The sequence below is a fragment of the Paraburkholderia sp. OAS925 genome (assembly GCF_040543975.1).
GTDB classification, from domain to species: Bacteria; Pseudomonadota; Gammaproteobacteria; order Burkholderiales; family Burkholderiaceae; genus Paraburkholderia; species Paraburkholderia graminis.
Window position 1 is genome coordinate 1,882,054 of record NZ_JBEUNO010000002.1, and the last position, 22,294, is coordinate 1,904,347.

Here is a 22,294-nt window from a genome sequence, read left to right on the forward strand (position 1 = left end):
ATACTGTCGCCAAGAAGTTGCAACCGGCGTTATGCACGGGTTTCCAGCGAAACAAACTGTTGATCTTCCGGCCCGACATAGTTCGCACTGGGGCGGATAATTTTGTTATCGACTCGTTGCTCAATAATGTGTGCACTCCAGCCGGAAGTTCGCGAGATCACGAACAACGGTGTGAACAGGGCAGTGGGCACGCCCATCATGTGGTACGACACGGCGCTGAACCAATCAAGGTTCGAGAACATCTTTTTAGCGTCCCACATCACCGATTCGATTCGCGCAGCGATATCGAATAGCCTGGTGTCGCCCGCGTCCTTCGAGAGACTTTTTGCGACCTCCTTGATTACGCTGTTTCGGGGATCGGAGATCGTGTATACGGGATGTCCGAAGCCGATTACCACTTCTTTATTCTCAACGCGACGCTTAATGTCCGCTTCAGCTTCATCCGGCGTCTGGTAACGGGTTTGCACTTCAAATGCCGCCTCGTTTGCACCACCGTGCTTTGGACCTCGAAGCGCGCCGATTGCACCGGTGATAGCCGAGTAGATGTCAGAGCCCGTGCCGGCTACCACGCGTGCAGTGAACGTTGAGGCATTGAACTCGTGTTCGGCATACAAGTTAAGGGAAACGTGCATCGCGTCGACCCACGCCTTCGGCGGCTTTGTTCCATGCAGCAGGTGAAGGAAGTGGCCGCCAATAGAATCGTCGTCGGTTTCTACTTCGATGCGCTTGCCGTTGTGCGAAAAGTGGAACCAGTAGAGCAGCATCGAGCCAAACGAGGCCATCAGACGATCGGCGATGTCTTTCGCACCCGCAATATTGTGATCGTCGTTCTCCGGAAGGATCGTCCCAAGAAGCGAGGCACCAGTGCGCATCACATCCATCGGATGTGCCGACGCTGGAATGCATTCCAATGCGGCTCTGAGGTTTGCGGGCAAGCCGCGCAGCGCCTTCAGCTTTGCTTTGTATGCCCTCAATTCCGCGATGTTCGGTAACTTGCCGTGTACGAGCAAGTACGCAATCTCCTCGAACTCGCTAGTGGTGGCAATGTCGAGAATGTCGTAGCCCCGATAATGTAAGTCATTTCCGGTTCTACCTACGGTACACAGTGCCGTGTTGCCCGCAGTGACGCCGGACAGTGCGACGGATTTCTTTGGTTTCGGAGTCGTTGGAGTAACAGATTGCGCTTCGGTCATTTGATTCCCTCGAAAACAAGTGAGCGCCCTGCGGCGCACGAGTTTGCCCACCAAGCCGCCCGCTACCGCGAAACCAGCGTTCGTCAACGACCAGCGATCGGCGGTCAGGCGGCCGACCGCATCGACGTTCTTGAGGATGGCTTAAAATATTGTCTTGTATTGTGAGATTTTGTGCAACAGAAGATTTGCCGAGATCGTAGACATCTCCGCCCGAAAACGAGAGGACTTCGGGCCGATCTCTCGCGGCCGGCCATTGTTATATGTAAGAAAAGCTCACCGGGCGGGGAAATATTTATTGAGCGAGGAAGGGACTTTGCGCTAGTCTTCGCTTGCGTTCTGTCGGCGGGAAGCGGTCTTGCAGGCAGCAGGAAGAGAGGAGCGCGCTAATGTCAGCACGAAGGACTTACATGTCAGAAATGCGTCTTTGCCCCGGTACACTTCGCCGATATTTACTGTGGATCTTCGCCATCAACGAATTTCAGGACCCGTCCAGAGATATCTCCGCAGACGCGGTGTTCGCAACGCTAGAAATCTTCTAGGGCGTTGGCAGGTCGACATCGGGGTAGCGCGTCCTTCCGCCCGGACGATTCGAATCTCGACGAGGCGCTGACCTGTTAAATGGTCAGCGCCTCGTCCACTCAAAACAATAACGGATCGTCGGCGCCTGGCGGCGGGCATCGCTGACGAGCAATCAAAGCCGCCTTTGGAAGCAACTGAATGATTGGATTGCCTGATCAGCCAACGGCCCGTGCCGGCCTGTCAATACCGACGCTGATGGCGCCAATGCGCTCACTGATCTGCTCACCAGCCTGAATGACGGCGGTCACGCAGCGATCCTTCTCTGCGCGTGTGAAGTGAGACTCGGCACCCGCAATGCCAATGCTTCCAAGGATGTGTCCTTCACTGTTGAAGACGGGCGCTGAGATACCGATAACCCCAGGGTTGAACTCACCAACCGTCATCGTATAGCCCGCGGTTCGGATTTTCGCGAGCGTAGCGCGAAAGGCCGACCAGTCGGATCCCAGTCCGGCGGCCGCAATTGCAGAAGCATGCTTGGCGTGCAAACTGCGCAGCTGGTGAGGACGCAGGTAAGGGAGGATGATCTTGGATGCGGCCCCTTGAAAGAGCGGGCGCGTCTGGCCGCGCGTGAACAGGTTCGCTGGGCTGTCATCCGTCAGCCGTTCCCGAACGCAAAGCACTGCTCCGCTAAACAACGCGCACAGATGCGCCGAGTGCTTGGTTTCTGTCACCAGTTCCTTCATTACTGGCCCACCTGCGATATACAAGGGATCGCATTGCCGAATCTGCCGATCGAGTTCGACGATTCTCGGGCCGAGGATGTAGTAGCCATTGGACACTGGAGCAATTAACCCGACGTCCGCCAGCGCCTTGATGTACCGATATCCCGAAGACCGAGACATCCCGTGGGACTGAATGATCGCTTCAGTCGACCAAAGGGGCGCGGCCGGTGTGAAAAGGTTCAGAATCCCGAGGGTTCGCGCCAAGCTGTTTGATGCAGCGAGTGCCGCCCCGTCCTCTATCGTGTCCACAGGCTCAACCGAGAGAGGTTTATTTTTCTTCAGCGAACGCTTGGTGTCCATGATTCGATCTTTCGGCTGGATTTATATAAAACGATGGGGAGCCGCCGTGATGTGTCTTAGCAATTCCCGGGTACTGAGATTTTAACATAATCTAAACGCTTAAATTTTCCGTCTGTTTCTGTCCGGCGAGCATCCGGCCCTCCGAGCGTTCGCGTCCTTCTGGTCCGTGCCGCGGAGCACAGCGCCCCACAGAGGTGTCAACAACCATGGCCGGGCGCGGCGCCGGCCGGTAGCTGACATCCGCCCCGGCTGCCGCCACACAGCCCCTTCGTGCTTGACTTTCTCCAATCATCTCCTGCTCTGCCAGCGCCTTGTACCCGGTGACAACCCCTAGTTGCATCCGTCGAGGTGTTGTATAAACTCTCAAATGACGGGATTAGTTTATGTACTAGGTTTAATACAGGCCATGGCCGGTCCGGGAGCCTCGAAGTGTGATTCCCAGTGCTGGCAGCGAACTATCTCGCCCCTAAAACCATGGAGGAGACAGATGAAATTCTCATCGGCAATTCAGCGGTTCGGCATGGCTAGCGCATCCGTAGCGCTCACCTTGATGGCAGGTACAGCCGTGGCGAAGGAAGTCACGATTGCCATCGTGGCCGCGAACATGGAGTACCCGTTTAACGCCGCAGAGGTGCGGGGATTTCAGGCCGAGGCGAAGGAGCTCGGCGTCAAGTCCGTTGTTCTCGATCCGAAAGGTAGCGTTGAGAAGCAAGGCAACGCAGTCGACGATCTCATCACGCGGAAGGTGGACGGCATCGGATCTATCCTTCTCGACTCTGTGGTAGCGAAGACATGGATCGATCGCGCAAATGAAAGCAACATCCCGTTCGTCTCTGTGGGTGTGCAGGTGGGCGATCCCGAGAAGGTTCCGCTAAAGGATGTCTATCCGAAACTGACCGCCCTTGTTACTCGCGATGACGTGGAAAGCGGCGTGATCGCGGGTCAGATGGCAGCGAAATTCCTGCCAAAGGACCGCGTCGCGCAAATCGGAATTGTCGAAGGGTCGGCTGGCGTGGCCGCGGTGAAGCAGCGTAGTCAAGGGTTCGAGGAAGGTCTGAAGAGAGCCGGCGTCAAGTACAAGATCGTTGCCTCTCAGCCGACGGACTGGACGGAAGTGAAGGGCGAAGCCGTTTGCCAGAATATCCTCACCGCTCATCCTGATGTAGACCTTTTCTTCGCCCAGTACGACGACTTGGGTCTCGGGTGCAGTCGTGCGATTCGCAATATGGGCGCTCACGCAAAAGTCGTTGCGGCTGACGGCGGTTCAAGGCGCGGCATTGATGCCATCAAAGCTGGTGAGATGTCAGGCTCCGTCTGCTCCAAGCCAGAAACGATGGGTCGGCTTTCAGCCAAGGCGCTTTACGACGCGGCTACAAACAAGAGCTCGCCAAAAGCTCAGCTGATCACATATAAGCAGGTCGGGGTGACCAAGGACAACCTATCCGAGTGTGTGCCTCAGTTCTAGAAAACGGTGCGCCCGGGGTTTGGAGACATGGTATGACGACTAGCGAGGAAGCGCCGCTCCTGAAGCTTGAGCGAGTCGCGAAGACATTTCCGAATGGGACGGTCGCCCTGCGTGGTGTAGATCTTTCCGTCGAGCGCGGAAAGGTTCATGGCTTGCTCGGTGCGAACGGCGCCGGCAAGTCAACGTTGATCAAAATTCTGTCCGGTGCATTCGCTGCTACTGGCGGAAGAATCCTCTGGAAAGGCTCTGTAGTCGAGTGCTCTAGTCCAAAGGAAGCACTCGATATGGGTGTCGCAACGATTCATCAGCACATCCCTATCGTTCCGACGTTGTCGGTGCTCGAGAACGTTTTCCTGGGCGCGAAAGGAGGCTGGCGCCAGACTATGGCGTCTCGCAAGGCATTTGGCGACCTTTGTGAGCGAGTGGGCTACTGGCTGAACCCCGACTCAAAGGTCGGTGACCTATCTATTGGCCAACGCCAGATGGTGGCAATCTTCCAGGCACTGGGAAGCGGCGCAGAACTGATTGTCATGGACGAACCTACGGCATCCCTTGCAATGGAAGAGCGCGAGGTTGTGTATCAGACGGTCCGTCGTCTCGCTGGGGTCGAAAAGAAAGCGATCCTCTTTGTTTCGCACTTCCTTGATGAAGTGATATCTCTCACGGACTGCGTCACGATCCTGCGGGATGGCGAGGCGGTCATGCGCGCGGAGACCTGCGACCTTGACGAGGCACGTATTGCAGAAGCAATTGTCGGTCGTCAAATCGTGGCAATGGTACGAGCCGAACCGAAAAAGCTTTCGGACGACGCAGAGGTGGTTCTCAATATCAAGAATCTTTGTTCTCCTGGAAAGCTTTCGCCTGTCTCTCTTGCTCTCCGGACCGGCGAGGTGCTGGGCATTGCGGGGCTGCTGGGCTCAGGAAGAACGGAACTGTTGCACGCCATTTTCGGAGCAGATCGGCACGCGACAGGCGCAGTCGAGGTCCTTGGTACTCCAATTGCGCGTTCGACGGTCGCCGCTGTAGGTGCGGGTATTGCCTTGGTGCCGGAAGATCGGATGGGGCAGGGCCTAATTCCTGGCTTCGAGGTCTGGCGCAATACAACGCTGCCGGCGCTTGGCGGTGTTTCATGGAGAAACTGCTTGCCAGTGCGCGAGAGGGAAATGCAGCGTGCGAATGAGGCCATCGAGCGCCTGAAGATCAAGGCACAGTCTCCAGATGTCCTTGTCACTGAGTTGAGTGGCGGCAACGCACAAAAGGTGACCATCGCGAAGTGGTTGTTTGGGAATGTCAGGGTGCTACTCCTTGATGAGCCGACCGCGGGCATCGACATTGGCGCAAAGACCGATATCCTGCGCCTCGTGCGAGACCTCGCAGACGCCGGGATGGTGGTAATTATTGTGTCTTCCGAATTAGAAGAATTGCTGGCCGTGTCGGACCGGATTGTTGTCATGCGCGATGGCAAATGCGTTGCAGAGCGAGTGGGTCACGAGACGTCGGAACATGAGCTCGTCCTGCTCGCGGGCGGACAGGTCTCCGGTGCACTGGGTGATGATGCAGGCAATGGGTCAATGGAGCATCGTGCGCAATCCCTTTCGTAACCCATTGCCTCAATCACAACGTGAGGTTGACAATATGTATAAGGTCATTTCATCCGATAATGCGCCATCGGATTCGCGCGCAGCAACGACAAATTGGCGTCGCGTATTAGGGCTCCGCGAAATGGGCGTGTATTACGCGCTGGCCCTTGTTGTTGCCTTGCTATCTGTCGCCGCTGCATATTCTGGCGACGTGAGTTATCTGAGCTTTCAGAACCTGTCGAATGTTCTGCAGCAGTCTTCTCTAATGGCGATCATCGCGGTAGCGATGACTGTCATCCTTATCACCGGAAACTTCGATCTGTCAGTCGGATCGGTTGCCGCGCTTTCGGCTGCCGTCATGGTGGGACTCGCCGACTCAATCGGATTCGTACCCGCTTGTCTGGTCGCAATGCTCGTCGCGGTCGGTGCCGGCCTGTTGAACGGGGTAATCGTTCAATATCTAGGTATTAACGCTTTTATCGTTACTCTCGGAACGATGACAGCCTTGCGTGGGGTGGTTCTGATCGTGACAGACGGTAGAACCGTTTCTGTTGACAATCCACGCGTGATCGGCGCTATGCGGGCGTTCGAGACCGGACGTTGGCCCATCGGAACTGCGGTCGCAGTGATTGGCTTGCTGTTAGCTGCCGTGAGCCTCTGGATGCTTCTTAAGGCGCGTCGGGGCGGCAGAGGAGTCTCGCCAGTTGCAGTGGGCATGGGCGTCTGTGCCGCGTGCCTGCTGGCGATGGCCTGGGCCGGTGGGCAGCAACTCGCTCTTCCTAAAATCGTGATCTATATGGTCGCTTTCTCGACTGTCGTCTGGTTTGTCCTGTCGTTCACGATGGTCGGAAGGCGTGTATATGCGGTGGGTGGAAATCCTGAAGCTGCAAGACTTTCGGGCATCAACGTCGTACGGTACAGACTTGCCGCGTTCGTTCTTTGCAGTGCGGCGGCTGGGTTCGCCGGGATCCTCTTCGGAAGCCGTCTGCGCTCTGTCAATCCAGCAGCGTTGACTGGCGCGGAGCTGACGGTCATTGCTGCAGCCATTCTTGGCGGCACCTCATTATTCGGGGGCGCAGGAAGTGTCGGAAAGACCGTCGCCGGTGCGTTGTTGCTTTTCACACTGACCAATGGATTCAACATTTTGAACCTCGGCGTGAACTATCAAGGTCTCCTCGAAGGAACGGTCGTTGTAGCAGCCGCTGCGATTTATACAGTCGGTGGAACACGTCGGCGGGGCAAGTGAGAACGAGTTTCGTGACGCGGCAAATCTGAAATTCATTTCATCCTCTTAAAGGCAAAAATCTGAATGAGCACGTGGAACATGGAATCGGCTGTCGTACCTGTGACGGGTGCAGCGTCCGGCATTGGCCTCGCTGTGTGCGAGCGGTTGCGCGCAGAAGGAGCAACTCCGCTCCTGCTCGATTGGGACGAGCAGAAGCTGCACGCAGCGGCAGAAAAGCTCTATCACGACTCGGAGGGAAGCGCTCGCTATTGCTACCTGGTTGACGTCCGGAACTCACGTGCGGTCGACGAATGTTTTGCAAACATCGCGCGCACTCATGGCCCCGCGACGCATGCAGTGGCTGCCGCTGGCATTGTTAACCCGGCAGACATCTTAAGCCTCACGGATGAAAGCTGGCAGCAGGTATTGGACGTCAACCTGAATGGCGCAATGTATTTCTGTCGCGCAGCAGCGCGGCAACTGGCCGAAGCTAAGCGAGGCTCCATTGTTAACATTGCATCCATCGGTGGCTTGTCGGCGAGGGAAAGTCGAGTTAGCTACGTCGCTTCGAAGGCGGCCATGATCAACATGACTCGCGCGATGGCAATTGATCTGGGTGAATTCGGCGTTCGGGTAAATGCCGTCGCACCGGGTGTCATTGATACGCCAATCCAGAATCGGAATCGTGGCACGTTTCAAAACATCGCCGAAGGCGTTGCCTTGAAGCGCATCGGTACACCAGAAGAAGTTGCGAACGTCACGCTCTTCCTCCTTTCGGACTTTGCAAGCTATGTCACCGGCACAACCGTCGTCGTTGACGGCGGGATGACGGCGAGCTACCGCTGAAGGTAAAAGAATGAACGAAACACTCGTCGAAATCCAGCAATCCGCGCCTGGTGTCTCTTTGATAACCATCAATCGACCAGAACGCCGTAATGCGCTCAACTTCGAAATCAAGCAGCTGTTGGCTGATGCTATCGAAGCCCTCGACAGGGACACTCAGGTTCGCGTAATCGTTATTGCGGGCGCCGGATCTTCGTTTGTTGCGGGCAGTGACGTTGCTGAAATGCAAGCACTGACACCAATCGAACACACCTTGAGGGCTACCGACAGGATGTTCCAAGCGGTTCGGCGGTGCAGCAAGCCGGTAATTGCCGCGGTCGAAAGCTATGCTCTCGGCGGTGGATGCGAACTTGCCTTAAGTTGCGACATCATTATCGCCGGTGAAAGCGCGCAGTTTGCTCAACCTGAGGTTCGGCTCGGGGTGATGCCTGGCGCGGGCGCCACCCAGCACATGGTGAGAACGATCGGGAAGTATCAAACGCTACGTCTTTTGCTCACTGGGGAAAGAATCGATGCCCGTACGGCTTACGCCTCAGGCCTCGTGTCCGAACTGTCGCCGGACGGGAGCGTACTCAAGCGTTCGCTGGAAGTCGCCAGCACGATCGCGGAAATGCCTACCCTCGCTGTGCGTGCAATTAAGGAAGTTGTGCACGTCGGAGCCGACGCTCCAATCGAGACGGCGATGATGCTTGAACGAAGAGCCTTCCAGGTGTTGTTCGACTCTGCAGATCAGAAAGAAGGCATGACAGCGTTTTTGGACAAAAGAACCCCTAGCTTCCAGGGACGATGAACGGTGGCAGCCGCGCCTTACGCGACATTGCTCGATACTGAACCATCTTGTACAGCGAATAAATTCAATGGAATCCAAAGATCTTTCACACGAATTCGCATCCTACATATCGGCCTGCCGTTTCGAAGATCTTCCGGATGATGCTATTGAGGCGGCCAAGAAGAGCATACTTGATGTGCTGGGTGTGTGTCTGGCGGCTAGCGGATCCGCTCCAGCGATTCAAAGCGTCGTCGAGATCGTCCGCGAGAGTGGGGGGCAGCCGGAGTGCAGCATTCTGGGCTTCGGCGACCGCGCTCCTCCGCTTATGGCTGCTTTCGCAAACGGGGCTATGGCGCACTGTCTGGACTTTGATGATATGGGACCAGATGGCAATCACTCAAGCAGCTACCTCATCCCGGCAGTGTTTGCTGCGGCTGAGCATGTCGGTGGTATCAGCGGGAAGCAGCTGATCAGCGCGGTTGCCATCGGTCAGGATCTGTTTTTCCGGATGCGTCGCAGCCTTCAACAGCGTTTGGACTGGCTCGTCACCACAGTGCTGGGCGTCTTCTCCGCCACGGCGGCCGTGGCGTACGTACTTCGCCTGGACAAGGAGCAGGTCGCGAATGCTCTAGGCATTGCAAGCCTCGGCTCATGCGGCACCCTTGAGATGCGCTTTGGCACGAACAGCGATCTGGGAGAATTGTACGCAGGGTTCGTGGCCAAAAGCGCGGTTCTTTCAGCATGGCTTGCTCAGAAAGGTGTGACGGGGACACAGAGTGTCTTCGAAGGGAAAGCCGGGGTGATGAACGTCTACTTTCAAGGCGAATATGATCGCGCCAGAATACTGAATGGGCTGGGCAGCCGCTTCGAGGGTAGCACGATTCAATACAAGCCCTGGCCGACGTGCGGCATCTCGCATACATATATCCATGCCACGCTAGAGCTCATCCGAAAGCATGAACTAAAAGCGGGCGACATCGCGGAGATTCGCCCGTATGTGGGCGATTTCGCACAACAAATGTCGTACCCACTGGAGGCGCGACGCCGTCCAGCCTCTGCGATGGATGCACGCTTTAGCATTCCGTTTTGCCTTGCCGCGGCCGCGGTGTATGGCGAAATGAGAATTCGACAATTTACGGCGGACGGGCTTCGGGACGAGGCGGTGCTGGCAGCGGCCCAGAAAGTTGTCCCGGTAGATGACCCCGGCTTCGACTGGAGGGGTGACATGCCTAACGCGCGCGTGGATATCGTAACCAAGAGCGGCGCGATTCTGACCGGTTCTGGAGAGGGGACGCCGGGCGGGAAAGACAGACCGATGGACTGGGACCTCATTGGGAGAAAATTTTCTGAATGTGCATCGTTGGCGGCGAATCCGATTTCTGCCGCTGTGAGTAAGCGTGCAGTGGAGATGGCCAAGTCGCTTGATCAGATGGATGATTCAACCGAGTTGATAAAAGCACTTGCCTGAAAAAGCACAACGTGTCCCCGCCAGGAATGTGAAGAGAGAATGCAGGGCTAAATCAGTACATTGCAATTGCTTCGCTTGCGATGTGGACATCGGTCCTTGACGTCGCGGTTAAAAAGGCTGTCGTCAAGACGATTGAAGTGTTGTGATGGCAGTAAAACTTTGCCCAGTCTGATGGGTGGTTTAATTAAATGAGTTCATGTTAAAAAATAGGACTGCTATGAAAATTCAGCGCGTTGAGACTAAATTGGCTCTGGCAAGTATTGCAGTTGGCGTATGTTCGTCAGCTGCCGCACAATCGAGCGTTACTCTCTATGGCATTGTTGACACCGGCTTCAGCTACCAGAGCAGCCAGACCAGCCTTGGATCCACGGCCGGGGGACACTCAGCCGTCAAGATGTCAAATGGCGTATGGAACGGAAGCCGATTTGGTTTCAAGGGCGCAGAAGACCTGGGCGGTGGCACTAAGGCCATCTTCACTCTGGAAGAAGGATTCAACAGTGCTACAGGTGCTCTCGCGACAAACGGCCTGATGTTCTCCCGCCAGGCGTTTGTCGGGGTGACCAATCAAACATACGGTTCACTGACCGCAGGCCGTCAGTACCAGTCATACTATCAGTTGATGTTCCCGTTCGGCCCGACGCAATTTTTGTCGGGATTTTCCGGCGCTCACCCGGGGGACGTTGATGGGCTAGATACAGGGTATCGCACGAATAACACGCTCCTGTACATGTCACCGCAACTATACGGTATCACGGTCAGCGGCTCGTACTCTTTGGGTGGTGTACCGGGCAGCATTAACCGCGGCTCGACCTGGAGTGCGGCGGTCCAGTACATGCAAGGGCCCATCGGATTCGGTGTCGGTATCTCGAGGATCAACAACTCGACCTTGGGAGGCGGTCCATTCGGCGCCGAATCGACTACCTCCAATGCCGGTGCGCAAGCGGGCGTATCTGCGTTGACGAACGGATATCAGACTGCACAGGGCCAGCAACGCTTCGCGGTCGGTGCAAGCTATGCGTTTGGCAGCACGTTTGACGTCAGAGCGGTCTACACCAACGTCCAATACATCCCGGGAATAGGGTCTCGCTATCACGATGAGGCTATCTTCAATACAGGAGGGCTGGCGCTGCATTGGAAGCCGACGGTCGCTTGGGATCTTGCTGCAGGTTACAGCTACACCCGCGCGACAAAAGCGAACGGCATTACAGACAGCGCCCAGTATCAGCAAGTTAGTCTCGGCGAATACTATGCGCTTTCCAAGCGCACTGGACTCTACGCACTGCAGGCGTTCACGCGTGCAAACGGGAAGACCCTTGGAACAAACGGGGCGGGCAATGTGATCGACGCAACTGCGACGATCGGGGACGGCTTCAACTCAACGCCGTCGTCCTCACGCAGCATGTTCGCGGGGATCGTTGGAATCGTTCACCGCTTTTAAGTTTCGTGCATACCTGACCAGGACGAACTCGCAAACCCAGAAATGGGGCCGAGTTCGCTCACATGCTTCGCCGTCTCACAGAGACAGCGGGGGGAGATCATCGTAGTTACAGCCCATATGCGGCGCTTGTCGTGACGCGACCGCTCCCGCGTTCCAAGCGCCGCGCCCCCCAACTGCTGGAAATCCCCTGGTGTAACGTCAATCGAGAGTGTAATAAAATCTCGTATTATGAGAGTAAAGTAAGCGTCATGCGGTCGTACCGAGCCGGTGCGACCTGTCTACCGCACTTGTTGCGCGTACCGTTTGCGCTTCCACCAGATCCATCGAGGGTCCTGCGGCGACTAATTCGTGGGCCTAGCTCAACAGTCAAGGAGATGAAAATGGTTGCAACCCAGCATAAGCGCTTCACCGATAAGGTCGCATTCGTAACCGGGGCGGGTAGCGGGATCGGGCGCGCCGCGGCACTCGCTTTCGCTCGTGAGGGTGCGAACCTGGTGCTCGCGGATATTTCCGAGGAATCGAATCGGGCCACTGCGGGACTGGTCGAGGAAGCTGGCGCGCGTGCAATCGCCGTACGCTGCGACGTGGCTGATGGAGGAGATGTTAAGTCTGCGCTGGCGAAGGGAATGGAGGCATTCGGAGGCCTCGACATCGCCTTCAACAATGCGGGAATCGAACACCAGGTTAAAAAACTGAATGAAACGCCCGAAGAGGAGTGGGATCGCGTAATTCGGGTGAATCTCCGCAGTGTCTATATCTGCATGAAGTATCAGGTCGAGCTGATGCTTCGAAACGGCAAGGGTGGTGTCATCGTCAACACGTCGTCGACTGCAGGCTTCATGGCCATCCAGGGGCAGGGTGCCTACTGTGCATCGAAGTTCGGTGTTACGGCCATCAGCAAGGTCGCCGCGCTTGAATACGCTAAATCGAATATCCGTGTAAATGCGCTGTGCCCGGGCATCACCGACACAGCAATGATGTCGCGCATTACCGGAGATACGCCCCAAGGAATCGCCCGTGTTGTCGCCCAAGAGCCTATTGGACGGATGGGTAAGCCTGAAGAAATTGCTGCAGCCGTGTTGTTCCTGTGCTCGGACGAGTCGTTGTTCACCACAGGTCATGCCATGGTCGTCGATGGAGGCCAGTCGACAGGTATCTGAAATACGGCCAGCGACTAAGCGCCGCAGCATGGGGCGAAGAGAGTCGCGTTAGCCGGACTCGGTCGTCGGACAAACTGTTTTTGGGGACGAGTACCATGCCAAACTACCATCCAACTCTGTGGGTCGATGATTTTGCATTTCTCGAAGCACCTCGTTGGCACCAGAATCGACTGTGGGTTTCCGATGTGTTCGATAAGAAGCTATACACAGTTCAGCCGGATGGAACGCGTACGCACTTGTGTGACGTGCCGCATCGACCGGCCGGCATTGGCTTTTTGCCAGACGGGACGCCCATTGTCGTTTCGATGCAGGATCGCAAGCTTTTGAAATTGGTGGATGGCGCGCCAATGGTGCATGGAGACTTGTCAGGCATCGCCGTGGGAGATCTGAATGACCTGGTGGTTGACGAGCGAGGCTGGGTCTATACCGGAAATTTTGGTTACGATCATCATGGCGGAGCGCCCAGCAAGCCGACCGATATGCATGTCGTTGACCCCAACGGGGCCATTCACGTAGCCGCGAGCGGTCTCGAGTTCCCGAACGGTATGGTGATTATTAACGACGGGCGTACCCTGGTAGTTGCTGAGACGTGGGTGTCGCGACTCACAGCGTTTGACCGTAGCCCAGATGGCACCCTGTCTAACGCGCGGTTATACGCTGATCTGGGCAACCGGCAGCCGGACGGCATCTGTGCTGACGCGGAAAACGCGATCTGGGCGGCAAGCTTTAACACAGGTGAGTTTGTGCGGGTCCTGGACGGCGGCGAGGTGACGGACCGGATTACCTGCGGACCCCACGCGATTGCATGTGTCCTCGGCGGCACGGACGGAAAAACGCTTTTCTGCAGTGCCTATACCGGATCCATTGACGACATGGGCGCGGGAAAGCGCCTTGGAGCACTATTTCAGGTCCAAGTAGATGTACCCGGGATAGGCTTCTCGCGTGGACGATGATGCGATCAATCACCGGAGCGCAATCACGAAAGCCAAGGTGGCCGTTATCGGGACGCTCAAAGTCCTCCCGGAGCAAGTACAAAAGCTGATGCCGCACCTGAGAACCTTGGTTGAAGCATCGCGACTGCATGAGGGATGCATTGCATATGACGTGGCAGAGGACTGCTTCGAAGCCGGTGTAATCCGAGTGTCTGAACTCTGGGACGACCGACAATGCCTTGAACGACATATCGAGCACCCGGACGTCCCGTCATGGCATGCTGCTTTGCGCAAATTCGACGTACTTGATAGCGAGTACGTCGTCCTGGACGTCTCCGGAGTGACCGTCATATAGGGAATGCACTTCCAGATTGAAACAAATTCCATTGCGCGAACATGGAGGCGGCGCATGAGGGCGAGCAACCCAGCACAAATTCCTGAAAGGTTCGGTGGCTTCATCCCGGACGCCGACTTTCAAGTCTTGGAGGACGCGTTGGCGGCTCTCTTGCGAGAGCGAACGTGTGCAATGCGCATAGCCGCCAAGGTCGCTAATGCGAGAGGTCAACAGGATCCGCGAGTTGAAGACTTCGGTTTGCCCGATATTCTGAGGCTAAGTCGAACCGTTTCCTGTCGAGAGCTTTGTCTCTGTCGTTGTAATGGACTGTGAGAATGGGCGCCCGGACCGTGCTTCAATACAATGTATCAGAGAAGAGAAATCTATATGAAAGTCCTTGTAGCAGTAAAAAGAGTGGTTGATTACAACGTGAAGGTCCGCGTGAAGTCGGACAATACGGGCGTCGATCTCGCGAATGTGAAGATGTCGATGAATCCGTTCGACGAAATCGCCGTTGAAGAAGCCGTGCGTCTGAAGGAAGCAGGCGTGGCGACGGAAGTGATCGTCGTGTCGGCGGGCGCGACGCAATGCCAGGAAACGCTGCGCACGGCGCTGGCAATCGGCGCGGATCGCGCGATACTGATTGAATCGAATGAAGACCTGCAGCCGCTGGCCGTGGCCAAGCTGCTGAAGGCGCTTGTCGACAAGGAACAGCCTTCGCTCGTCATATTGGGCAAGCAGGCGATCGATGACGATTCGAACCAGACCGGTCAGATGCTGGCTGCTTTGGCTGGTTTGCCCCAAGCGACGTTTGCATCGAAGGTTGTGGTTGCGGATGGCAAGGCAATCGTGTCACGCGAAGTCGATGGCGGCGCGGAAACGCTGTCGCTCACGCTGCCAGCAGTCGTGACGACAGATCTGCGCCTGAACGAGCCGCGCTATGTGACGCTGCCGAACATCATGAAGGCGAAGAAGAAGCCGCTCGAGACCGCGAAGCCGGAAGACCTTGGCGTCGATGTGACGCCGCGTCTGAAGACCCTGAAGGTCAGCGAACCGCCGAAGCGTAGCGCCGGCGTGAAGGTGCCTGACGTGAAGACGCTGGTCGACAAGCTCAGGACCGAAGCCAAGGTGCTTTGATCGCGGACGGATCACGGAATAGCGGAGACTTATCAAATGACGATTCTGGTAATTGCTGAACATGACAACGCGTCGATCAAGGCGGCGACGCTGAACACTGTGGCTGCCGCGCAGGAGATCGGTGGAGACATTCATGTGCTGGTGGCGGGCCACAACGCGCAGGCCGCTGCCAATGCTGCTGCAAGAATCGCAGGGGTGGCAAAGGTGCTGCTCGCAGATGCGCCGCAATTGGCCGAAGGCCTCGCGGAGAACGTCGAAGCGACGGTGCTGCACATTGCGAAGACCTACTCGCACATCCTTGCGCCCGCAACGGCCTACGGCAAGAACATCGCGCCGCGCATCGCTGCGAAACTCGACGTTGCACAGATCAGCGACATCACGGCAGTCGATAGCGCCGATACGTTCGAGCGCCCGATCTACGCGGGCAATGCGATTGCCGTCGTGCAATCCGCCGATCCGGTCAAAGTCATCACGGTGCGTGCGACGGGCTTCGACCCGGTCGCAGCAGAAGGCAGCAACGCCTCTGTCGAGAAGATCGATGCAACAGCCGATGCCGGCATCTCGCAGTTCGTGAGCCGTGAGGTGACGAAGCTGGACCGTCCGGAACTGACGTCGGCGAACATCATCGTGTCGGGCGGCCGTGGATTGGGCAGCGGCGAGAACTACACGAAGGTTCTCGAGCCTTTGGCCGACAAGCTCGGCGCAGCCATGGGCGCGTCGCGTGCAGCCGTCGATGCGGGCTACGTGCCGAACGATTATCAGGTCGGTCAGACGGGCAAGATCGTCGCGCCGCAGCTCTATATCGCGGTCGGCATTTCGGGTGCGATCCAGCACTTGGCGGGCATGAAGGACTCGAAGGTCATCGTCGCGATCAACAAGGACGAAGAAGCGCCGATCTTCAGCGTCGCGGACTTCGGCGTGGTGCAAGACCTTTTCTCCGCTATCCCCGAGTTTGTCAACGAACTTTCGTAATCAAGAATCAGCGAAATCGCAGCCCATGAGGTGTTGCGATTTCGCTGCCAGAAGATGTCGGAGCAAAGAACTCAGACCTTCACGGTGTTTTGCAGAATGGTCTTCGTGACGAGATAGGCATCAAGGCTCGTCGGGCCACCCTCGCGTCCAATACCGGTCTCTTTGACACCACCGAACGGGGTATCCGCGTCGGGCGTGTCGAAGTGGTTGATGGATAGAACCCCGCATTCCAGTCGTCGCCCAATCTGTTCCGCTTCCTCGAGCGAGTTGGTGAAGGCATATGCCGCCAGGCCCACGGGAAGGCTATTTGCGATGGAAATGGCCTTATCAAGGCTCTCAGCCGCGACGCAGGCGGCAACGGGACTGAAGGGCTCGATAGTCATGACGTCCGCATCGAGCGGCACGTCGGTAAGGAGTGTAGGTGCGAAAAAATAGCCTTGTTCGCCCAGTCTCTGCCCTCCAGCCGCAACAGTCGCTCCCCGATTTCTCGCATCGTCGACCAAAGCCTGCGCCGCAGCCAACCGTCGTACATTCGCAACCGGCCCCATCTCGACCCCGCGCTCCAAACCGTCCCCGACGCGCAGTTCATTTAGAGTCTCGGCGAATGAGGACACAAAGTCGGCGTAGGAATTACGATGCACGATAAATCGGGAGGGTGATGCACAAATCTGCCCGGCGGCTCGCGTTTTCGCCAGTGCTGAGATCCTGCCGACTTCGGTTGCGTTTACGTCTGCGCCAACCAGCACCGGTGCATGTCCCCCCAATTCCATCAAGACCGGTTTCATCTCGCGGGCAGCGAGTTGAGTAAGATGCTTTCCGACGTGAACGGAGCCCGTAAACGTCACCATGCGAATCACAGGAGAAGCAATAAGTGTCGAAGAGATATGCGCTGGATCGCCGAGTACCAGGTTAAGAACGCCGGGAGGTAAGCCTGCCTCCTCAAAGCATCTCACAAGCTCGCACGCGGTCCCCGGCGTTTCCTCTGCCGGCTTAAGGATGACGGAACAGCCGGCCGCCAGAGCCGCGCTGGTCTTGCGGGCAGCTGAGCTCATGGGGACGTTCCAGGGCGTGACTGCGAATACAGGGCCGATAGGCTGTCGGATGATGAACTTCTGCATCTGCGGCGCGCCAGGTACAATCATTCCGTAAGCGCGCAGCGCCTGGCCCATCTCCCACTCAAAGAAATTCATCGATCGATCGATTTCGGCCCGCGCATGGTCGAAAGGTTTGCCGTTCTCAAGTGAAAGGATCGTTGCAATCGCGTCTATGCGCTCTCGAGCGAGTTTCACTGCTTTTTGAATAATCGCCACGCGCTGCTGCGGAGGGGTATCCCGCCAGATGACAAATCCTTTCTCAGCGGCTTTCAGCGCGCACTGCAGATCGGCGTCCGAAGCTTTAGGCACGCGTGCCAGTTTACGCTCGTTGCTCGGGTTGATGACGTCGGCATAGGATTCGCGATCGTAGATCCATTCACCATTCAGGAACAGGCCGATTTTTGGGTAATCTTTCTCGGTTCCCACGGTTGGGGAATTTTCTGTCTGCTTCGTCATTTAAGATACCTCCTTGATACGCTGAAACCACCCACGTAGCCGATTGTGTCATGCGTGGCGCCTCGGGCGGTTTCAACGTTGTGATGATGCACCGTCAATCATGCGCTGATTGGTCGCCGCGCCAACGCGTCCTCCATGATCATGGCCGCTCCTTTGGCTGCGATCATAAGCGTGGGCGCGTTGGTATTTCCGGACGTTACATGCGGCATGACGGATGCATCGACAACACGTAACCGTTTAATGCCTCTCACACGCAGTCGTTCATCAACCACTGACATGGAGTCCCTACCCATCTTGCACGTACTGGTTTGATGAGATGCGGTGTTTCCGGTCTCTGCCATGAAATCAAACAGTTGCTCGTCGCTTTGAATATGTGGTCCCGGCAACTGCTCGCTCAGAACCCGCGATGCAATAGGTTTTAATGCCATGATTTGGCGAATCTGCTTTACGCCGCTAATCATTGCACGAATATCCTCGTCGTCCGTCAGAAAGTTCGGAGTGAGCTTCGGGGCTTGCGCTGGGTTTGCAGAGTGCAGCGTCACACTCCCAGTTGTTTTCGGACGCAGAATGAACACAGACACGCCAATGCCTGGATCTCGATCAACCTCAACGTGGCCGTTTGGATGAAAGTTGAAGGTCATTGGGCGAAAGCTGATCTGAAGATCGGCATAGTCAACGTCTGGACTGCTCTTGATGAATGCAGCAACCTGCGAGGTTCCCAACGCGAGGTAGCCGCCCTTTGTCAGAAGATAACGGGCTCCCTCGAGATACTTCCACATCCCTCTTATTTTGCTGTTGTATGAACTCGAGCCGGTCGACCGATAGGCAGTGTGAACGTAAAAATGATCTTGAAGATTTTTGCCGACCCCTGGTAAATCCAGCACGGTCGATATTCCATGGCATTGAAGTTCTTCGGCCGGCCCAAGACCGGAGAGCATCAGCAACTGAGGCGAATTTAACGAGCCGGCCGAGAGGATCACCTCTTTGGCAGCCACAATAGTGTACTTTGTTCCCTCGCATTCGATCTCGACGCCGGTTGCCTCTCCGTTTGCCAAGAGTAGGCGATGAACCCGACAGCCAGTTCGCACTGTGAGGTTCGGTCGATTCATGACGGGCTGCAGAAAGGCGAAATAGGCAGACTGTCTGCGTCCGTCACGAATCGTATGCTGCATGAAGCCAACGCCATCATGGACTTTGCCGTTGATGTCATCGGTCTTTTCGATTCCATGCCTGCATGCGGACTCGATGAAATCGAATGAGCTCGATACTTTCACCGCGGGGTCGCTGACCCACAGGGGACCTTCTGCGCCTCGATATGCATCCGCACCGCGTTCATTGTGTTCGATTGCCTTAAAGTACGGAAGCACATCGTCGTAACGCCATCCTGGGTTGCCAAGTTTTTCCCAGTTGTCGAAGTCATACGGATGCCCGCGAATGTATATCATCCCATTGATAGAACTTGATCCTCCCAGGCCCTTCCCGCGAGGCCAGTACATTTTGCGTCCGCGAAGTGCGGGCATAGGCTCCGTAAAATAGTTCCAGTTGAGCTCCTTGTCGAAAAAGAGCTTGGCCATACCGGCTGGCGTGTGAACCCAGAAGCGATCAGAGTCGGGACCCACTTCAAGGAGCAGTACCTTGTTCTCGGGGTTGCTGGAAAGTTCGCGCGCGACAACGCAACCGGCGGAGCCCGCGCCAACGATGATGTAGTCGTAAATTTCCATAGATGTGCTCATTACTGGGCGTCTCCCGTGCTGCGCGAGGCAGCGGGCTGGGGGCAGAATTGTGACTGGCTGTCGGGCGTAATGCCTCCGATAGACGTTCGGAGGTCGACGTCCTTGGTTTCCGGTATGAACCTGACCAAAACGACCGTCGCGGCAGCGACAGCGGTTACGTACCATCCGGGAGCAAGAGGTGAGTGAAGAGCGCGCACCAACCATGCACAGACGAGCGGCGAAGTCCCACCTAAAATCGCCACCGTCGCTTGGTAGGCGATAGCATGACCCGTCGCGCGGAATGAAGTCGGAAAAAATTCGGCCGAAGCAACGAACGTGGCACTTCCATAGAATCCGATGCCGATGGCGATGAGTGCCTGGCCGAGGATCGCATCCAGAAGGGTGCCGTTCGAGGCAAGGCGGATCGAAAGCCAGGCAATCAAGGCAATCCATAGCGCCCCGCCAGTGAGCACGGTTTTCCGGCCAAACCGGTCGCTAAGGGCTCCACCAATCGGGATCGTGACCGCATATGCTGCGATGGCAATAGCGTTGGATAGGAGCGCCATCTTGGATTCGAGACCTGCCTGTTTGACAAGAAAGGTGTACGTGAATCCGAGCAGATAATACGAGGCTACCGACTGTAGCGACATGATCATCGAAACGCAAAGAATCGACTTCAAGCCGGATCGCGTGAGGACTCGCAGCGGGGTCGCGGAAGGGTCTTTTTTCGCCGCCAGCTTGTATTCCTCCGGGTCCTCGAGGTTGCGTCTAACCCAATAGCCGACAATGCCAATCAGACCACCCATCAAAAATGGAATTCGCCACGCCCAGTCGATGTAGGCCGCTTTGCCGGTCAGCAATTGAAGCCCAATAAGCATGAATGCGACAAAAGCGTTGGGGATGTTGCCAAAAAAATAGACGATCCCGACCCAGAACCCTCTTCTTTTCTCTGGAGCCGATTCGAGCACAAAACTCGTGCTTCCCGTGGTCTCTCCTCCAACTGCAAGCCCTTGTACGAATCGACACGCTACGAGCAGGGCAGGCGCCGCGATACCTATGCTTTCGTACGTGGGTAGCATGCCGATCATCGCCGTTCCACCCGCCATCAGCCAGATGGTGATGGCCAGTACCTTGACTCGACCGACTCGGTCAAGAAGATAGCCGAACATAAGACCACCGACTGGCCGCGCGAAGAATGCGACAGCATAGATAGCGAAGGTATTGAGTATCGCGGCGTTAGGGTCACTCCCTGGGAAGAAATGTGCCGCGATAAAAGGTACTGAGAACCCGAATACGGCGAAGTCATAGAGCTCACCGAAGTTCCCGATTGAGGCAGCGCTTAAGGTGCGCTTCGTTGTTGGCCGTTTCACTTGTCTCCTCCTGTGTGTCGCCTCTCCCGGACGAATCGGACATCTCGCATCGGGAGTGGCTGCACAGTTTGTCTGAACGAGCCCGGCCTTTTCAGCATGCCTCGCTAAACGAGCAGGGTGCGGCAGCGGCCACGTGCCGAGTGGCCTGATGCGGAAATGCTACTTAACGGAGTGGTCAGCGCTCTTTGGAGCTCGCTGCGGAAAACGGCGATCAAAGATAGTTTCGGCGATTCGGTTGAGCATCATCTCGATCGTGCCGCCGGCAATCATCCATCCGCGTGTACGCCGCAAGCAGTATTCGACGAGTGTCTCGTCGCTGTAGCCCATACCGCCCATAACCTGCAAAGCCTCATTGGCGACCTCAAAACCAACGCGGTTGCACATCACTTTCGCAATTGCGGTTTCCTCTGCCGAAGGAAAGCCGCTATCAGCATTCACAGCAGCCCGGTAAAGCAGCAGTTGTGCGGCATCGAGTTGAATTTTCATGTTCGAGAACTTCCATTGAATGCCTTGGAAATCGCACAATGGCTTTCCGAACTGGTTTCGGGTCAATGCATGTTCACGCGCAAAGTCGTACGAATAGCGGCCGAGCGCAAGGGATCGGGCGCTGTTGCCAATCCGCTCCACATTGAATCCCGACATCTGTTGCTTGAAGCCGCCTGGCCCGAGAAGCACGTTTTCCTTCGGGACGTAGACGTTGTCAAAGAAAAGCGGATTCCAGTCTTCTCCGCCGAGGAAACGCGAGGGCTTGCCAAAAGTGAAACCTTCAGCGCCTCGTTCGATAAGAACGGAGCCGATGCCGTCCAGCCCCGGGCCAAACCGTACGTATACGAGAAATACCGACGCGTGTAGGCCATGCGTGGTAAAGATCTTGCTGCCGGTAATCCGGTAGCCGTCACCGTCCGGTTTGGCAGTCGTCGTGAGTTCCGTCATCGCCGAACCTGCGCCAGGTTCGGTCATCGCTACGCAGATCAATCCCTTGCCGGCCAGCAACGGCGCAAGATAGCGCTCCTTCTGGTCTGGGGTCCCGAATTGTGCGAGAACGCGAACGGCGCCAAAGTTGCCGGCTTGGATTACGTCGGCGCTGCGCGGACACACCGCTGCGATTTGCTCAATGGCGAGAGTAGCATCCATCAGGGTGCCGCCGATCCCGCCGTCTTTCTCATCAATCGTAATCCCGATCAGGCCGGTCTCCGCCATCTTCGACGCGATCTCCCACGGATACTCGCCTGAGTGGGCGCGGGAAAGGGCTCCGTCTGCCAACTCACGTTGGGCGAAAGTACGCACTGAGTCGCGGAAGATCTGCTGAGGTTCCGTTAACTTGAAGTCCAAGATGAATCTCCTATTGCGTTTTGTCCGTCTGGCTCACCTTCGCAGGCAGACAAGTTGAAAAAAACCTTCTGTAGTCGCACAAGACGGTCAGCAGAGCCTGACCACTCCCTCACCGCTCAAGCATGGCTTCAAGGTCGGGGTGCCGAATTGACCGTAGCGTCCCTCTTGCCAAAGCAGCAAAGGCAAGAGAGGGGTCGGGTCGCGATGAAAAAA

18 protein-coding genes are annotated in these 22,294 nt (G+C 56.5%); 12 read left to right on the forward strand and 6 right to left on the reverse strand.

The window, feature by feature from the left end; genetic code table 11:
- Window positions 1-29 precede the first annotated feature (29 nt).
- Together prpC and ABIE53_RS27245 are read right to left on the reverse strand one after the other, a co-directional pair.
- Window positions 30-1,193: a bifunctional 2-methylcitrate synthase/citrate synthase gene (gene prpC / locus ABIE53_RS27240; RefSeq protein ID WP_192699189.1), complete on the reverse strand. Its 1,164-nt coding sequence runs from the start codon at window positions 1,191-1,193 to the stop codon at window positions 30-32.
- A 734-nt stretch (window positions 1,194-1,927) separates the two neighbouring features.
- On the reverse strand, window positions 1,928-2,794 hold the full coding sequence (locus ABIE53_RS27245; RefSeq protein ID WP_192699188.1) for an IclR family transcriptional regulator: 867 nt from the start codon (window positions 2,792-2,794) through the stop codon (window positions 1,928-1,930).
- Window positions 2,795-3,281: 487 nt separating this feature from the next.
- Between ABIE53_RS27245 and ABIE53_RS27250 the strand changes: the two genes are divergently transcribed.
- From ABIE53_RS27250 to ABIE53_RS27305, 12 genes are all read left to right on the forward strand, one after another.
- A complete protein-coding gene (locus ABIE53_RS27250; RefSeq protein ID WP_310076514.1) occupies window positions 3,282-4,259 on the forward strand; it encodes a sugar ABC transporter substrate-binding protein in 978 nt (325 codons plus the stop codon).
- Between the two features lie 32 nt (window positions 4,260-4,291).
- Window positions 4,292-5,860 (forward strand): sugar ABC transporter ATP-binding protein, encoded by a 1,569-nt coding sequence (locus ABIE53_RS27255; RefSeq protein WP_192699187.1) that lies wholly within the window; start codon window positions 4,292-4,294, stop codon window positions 5,858-5,860.
- The gene (locus ABIE53_RS27260) at window positions 5,841-7,085 is read left to right on the forward strand and encodes an ABC transporter permease (protein WP_376916389.1); all 1,245 of its coding nucleotides are present in this window, start codon (window positions 5,841-5,843) and stop codon (window positions 7,083-7,085) included. Before ABIE53_RS27255 ends, ABIE53_RS27260 begins: the two co-directional genes overlap by 20 nt.
- Before the next feature lie 63 nt (window positions 7,086-7,148).
- Complete coding sequence (locus ABIE53_RS27265) at window positions 7,149-7,910, forward strand: SDR family NAD(P)-dependent oxidoreductase (protein ID WP_192699186.1); 762 nt, start codon at window positions 7,149-7,151, stop codon at window positions 7,908-7,910.
- Between the two features lie 10 nt (window positions 7,911-7,920).
- Entirely contained in the window at window positions 7,921-8,697 is a 777-nt protein-coding gene (locus ABIE53_RS27270) for an enoyl-CoA hydratase-related protein (protein WP_192699185.1), read from the forward strand.
- 67 nt (window positions 8,698-8,764) lie between these two features.
- The gene (locus ABIE53_RS27275; RefSeq protein WP_192699184.1) at window positions 8,765-10,144 is read left to right on the forward strand and encodes an MmgE/PrpD family protein; all 1,380 of its coding nucleotides are present in this window, start codon (window positions 8,765-8,767) and stop codon (window positions 10,142-10,144) included.
- Between the two features lie 217 nt (window positions 10,145-10,361).
- On the forward strand, window positions 10,362-11,582 hold the full coding sequence (locus ABIE53_RS27280) for a porin (RefSeq protein WP_310076516.1): 1,221 nt from the start codon (window positions 10,362-10,364) through the stop codon (window positions 11,580-11,582).
- 380 nt (window positions 11,583-11,962) lie between these two features.
- Entirely contained in the window at window positions 11,963-12,742 is a 780-nt protein-coding gene (locus ABIE53_RS27285; RefSeq protein WP_192699182.1) for an SDR family NAD(P)-dependent oxidoreductase, read from the forward strand.
- Window positions 12,743-12,837: 95 nt separating this feature from the next.
- Entirely contained in the window at window positions 12,838-13,695 is an 858-nt protein-coding gene (locus ABIE53_RS27290) for an SMP-30/gluconolactonase/LRE family protein (protein WP_192699181.1), read from the forward strand.
- A 37-nt stretch (window positions 13,696-13,732) separates the two neighbouring features.
- On the forward strand, window positions 13,733-14,029 hold the full coding sequence (locus ABIE53_RS27295) for a putative quinol monooxygenase (protein ID WP_374710236.1): 297 nt from the start codon (window positions 13,733-13,735) through the stop codon (window positions 14,027-14,029).
- A gap of 366 nt (window positions 14,030-14,395) precedes the next feature.
- Window positions 14,396-15,145: an electron transfer flavoprotein subunit beta/FixA family protein gene (locus tag ABIE53_RS27300; protein ID WP_192699179.1), complete on the forward strand. Its 750-nt coding sequence runs from the start codon at window positions 14,396-14,398 to the stop codon at window positions 15,143-15,145.
- A 36-nt stretch (window positions 15,146-15,181) separates the two neighbouring features.
- Window positions 15,182-16,117 (forward strand): electron transfer flavoprotein subunit alpha/FixB family protein, encoded by a 936-nt coding sequence (locus ABIE53_RS27305; protein ID WP_192699178.1) that lies wholly within the window; start codon window positions 15,182-15,184, stop codon window positions 16,115-16,117.
- 71 nt (window positions 16,118-16,188) lie between these two features.
- On the opposite strand, the gene ABIE53_RS27310 is transcribed toward ABIE53_RS27305, so the two are convergent.
- The 4 genes from ABIE53_RS27310 to ABIE53_RS27325 form a co-directional block, all read right to left on the reverse strand.
- Window positions 16,189-17,667, reverse strand: coding sequence for an NAD-dependent succinate-semialdehyde dehydrogenase (locus ABIE53_RS27310; protein WP_192699177.1), 1,479 nt, complete (start codon window positions 17,665-17,667; stop codon window positions 16,189-16,191).
- A gap of 98 nt (window positions 17,668-17,765) precedes the next feature.
- Entirely contained in the window at window positions 17,766-19,388 is a 1,623-nt protein-coding gene (locus ABIE53_RS27315; protein WP_192699176.1) for a GMC family oxidoreductase, read from the reverse strand.
- Window positions 19,389-19,399: 11 nt separating this feature from the next.
- Window positions 19,400-20,749, reverse strand: a complete 1,350-nt coding sequence (locus ABIE53_RS27320) for an MFS transporter (RefSeq protein WP_192699175.1) — start codon at window positions 20,747-20,749, stop codon at window positions 19,400-19,402.
- 159 nt (window positions 20,750-20,908) lie between these two features.
- Window positions 20,909-22,081, reverse strand: a complete 1,173-nt coding sequence (locus ABIE53_RS27325) for an acyl-CoA dehydrogenase family protein (RefSeq protein WP_192699174.1) — start codon at window positions 22,079-22,081, stop codon at window positions 20,909-20,911.
- Window positions 22,082-22,294: the final 213 nt, after the last annotated feature.

Coding starts and splice junctions, on each gene's coding strand:
- prpC (WP_192699189.1), bottom strand. CDS start 1,193: ATGACCGAAGCGCAATCTGTTACTCCAACGACTCCGAAACCAAAGAAA.
- ABIE53_RS27245 (WP_192699188.1), bottom strand. CDS start 2,794: ATGGACACCAAGCGTTCGCTGAAGAAAAATAAACCTCTCTCGGTTGAG.
- ABIE53_RS27250 (WP_310076514.1), top strand. CDS start 3,282: ATGAAATTCTCATCGGCAATTCAGCGGTTCGGCATGGCTAGCGCATCC.
- ABIE53_RS27255 (WP_192699187.1), top strand. CDS start 4,292: ATGACGACTAGCGAGGAAGCGCCGCTCCTGAAGCTTGAGCGAGTCGCG.
- ABIE53_RS27265 (WP_192699186.1), top strand. CDS start 7,149: ATGAGCACGTGGAACATGGAATCGGCTGTCGTACCTGTGACGGGTGCA.
- ABIE53_RS27270 (WP_192699185.1), top strand. CDS start 7,921: ATGAACGAAACACTCGTCGAAATCCAGCAATCCGCGCCTGGTGTCTCT.
- ABIE53_RS27275 (WP_192699184.1), top strand. CDS start 8,765: ATGGAATCCAAAGATCTTTCACACGAATTCGCATCCTACATATCGGCC.
- ABIE53_RS27280 (WP_310076516.1), top strand. CDS start 10,362: ATGAAAATTCAGCGCGTTGAGACTAAATTGGCTCTGGCAAGTATTGCA.
- ABIE53_RS27285 (WP_192699182.1), top strand. CDS start 11,963: ATGGTTGCAACCCAGCATAAGCGCTTCACCGATAAGGTCGCATTCGTA.
- ABIE53_RS27290 (WP_192699181.1), top strand. CDS start 12,838: ATGCCAAACTACCATCCAACTCTGTGGGTCGATGATTTTGCATTTCTC.
- ABIE53_RS27300 (WP_192699179.1), top strand. CDS start 14,396: ATGAAAGTCCTTGTAGCAGTAAAAAGAGTGGTTGATTACAACGTGAAG.
- ABIE53_RS27305 (WP_192699178.1), top strand. CDS start 15,182: ATGACGATTCTGGTAATTGCTGAACATGACAACGCGTCGATCAAGGCG.
- ABIE53_RS27310 (WP_192699177.1), bottom strand. CDS start 17,667: ATGACGAAGCAGACAGAAAATTCCCCAACCGTGGGAACCGAGAAAGAT.
- ABIE53_RS27315 (WP_192699176.1), bottom strand. CDS start 19,388: ATGGAAATTTACGACTACATCATCGTTGGCGCGGGCTCCGCCGGTTGC.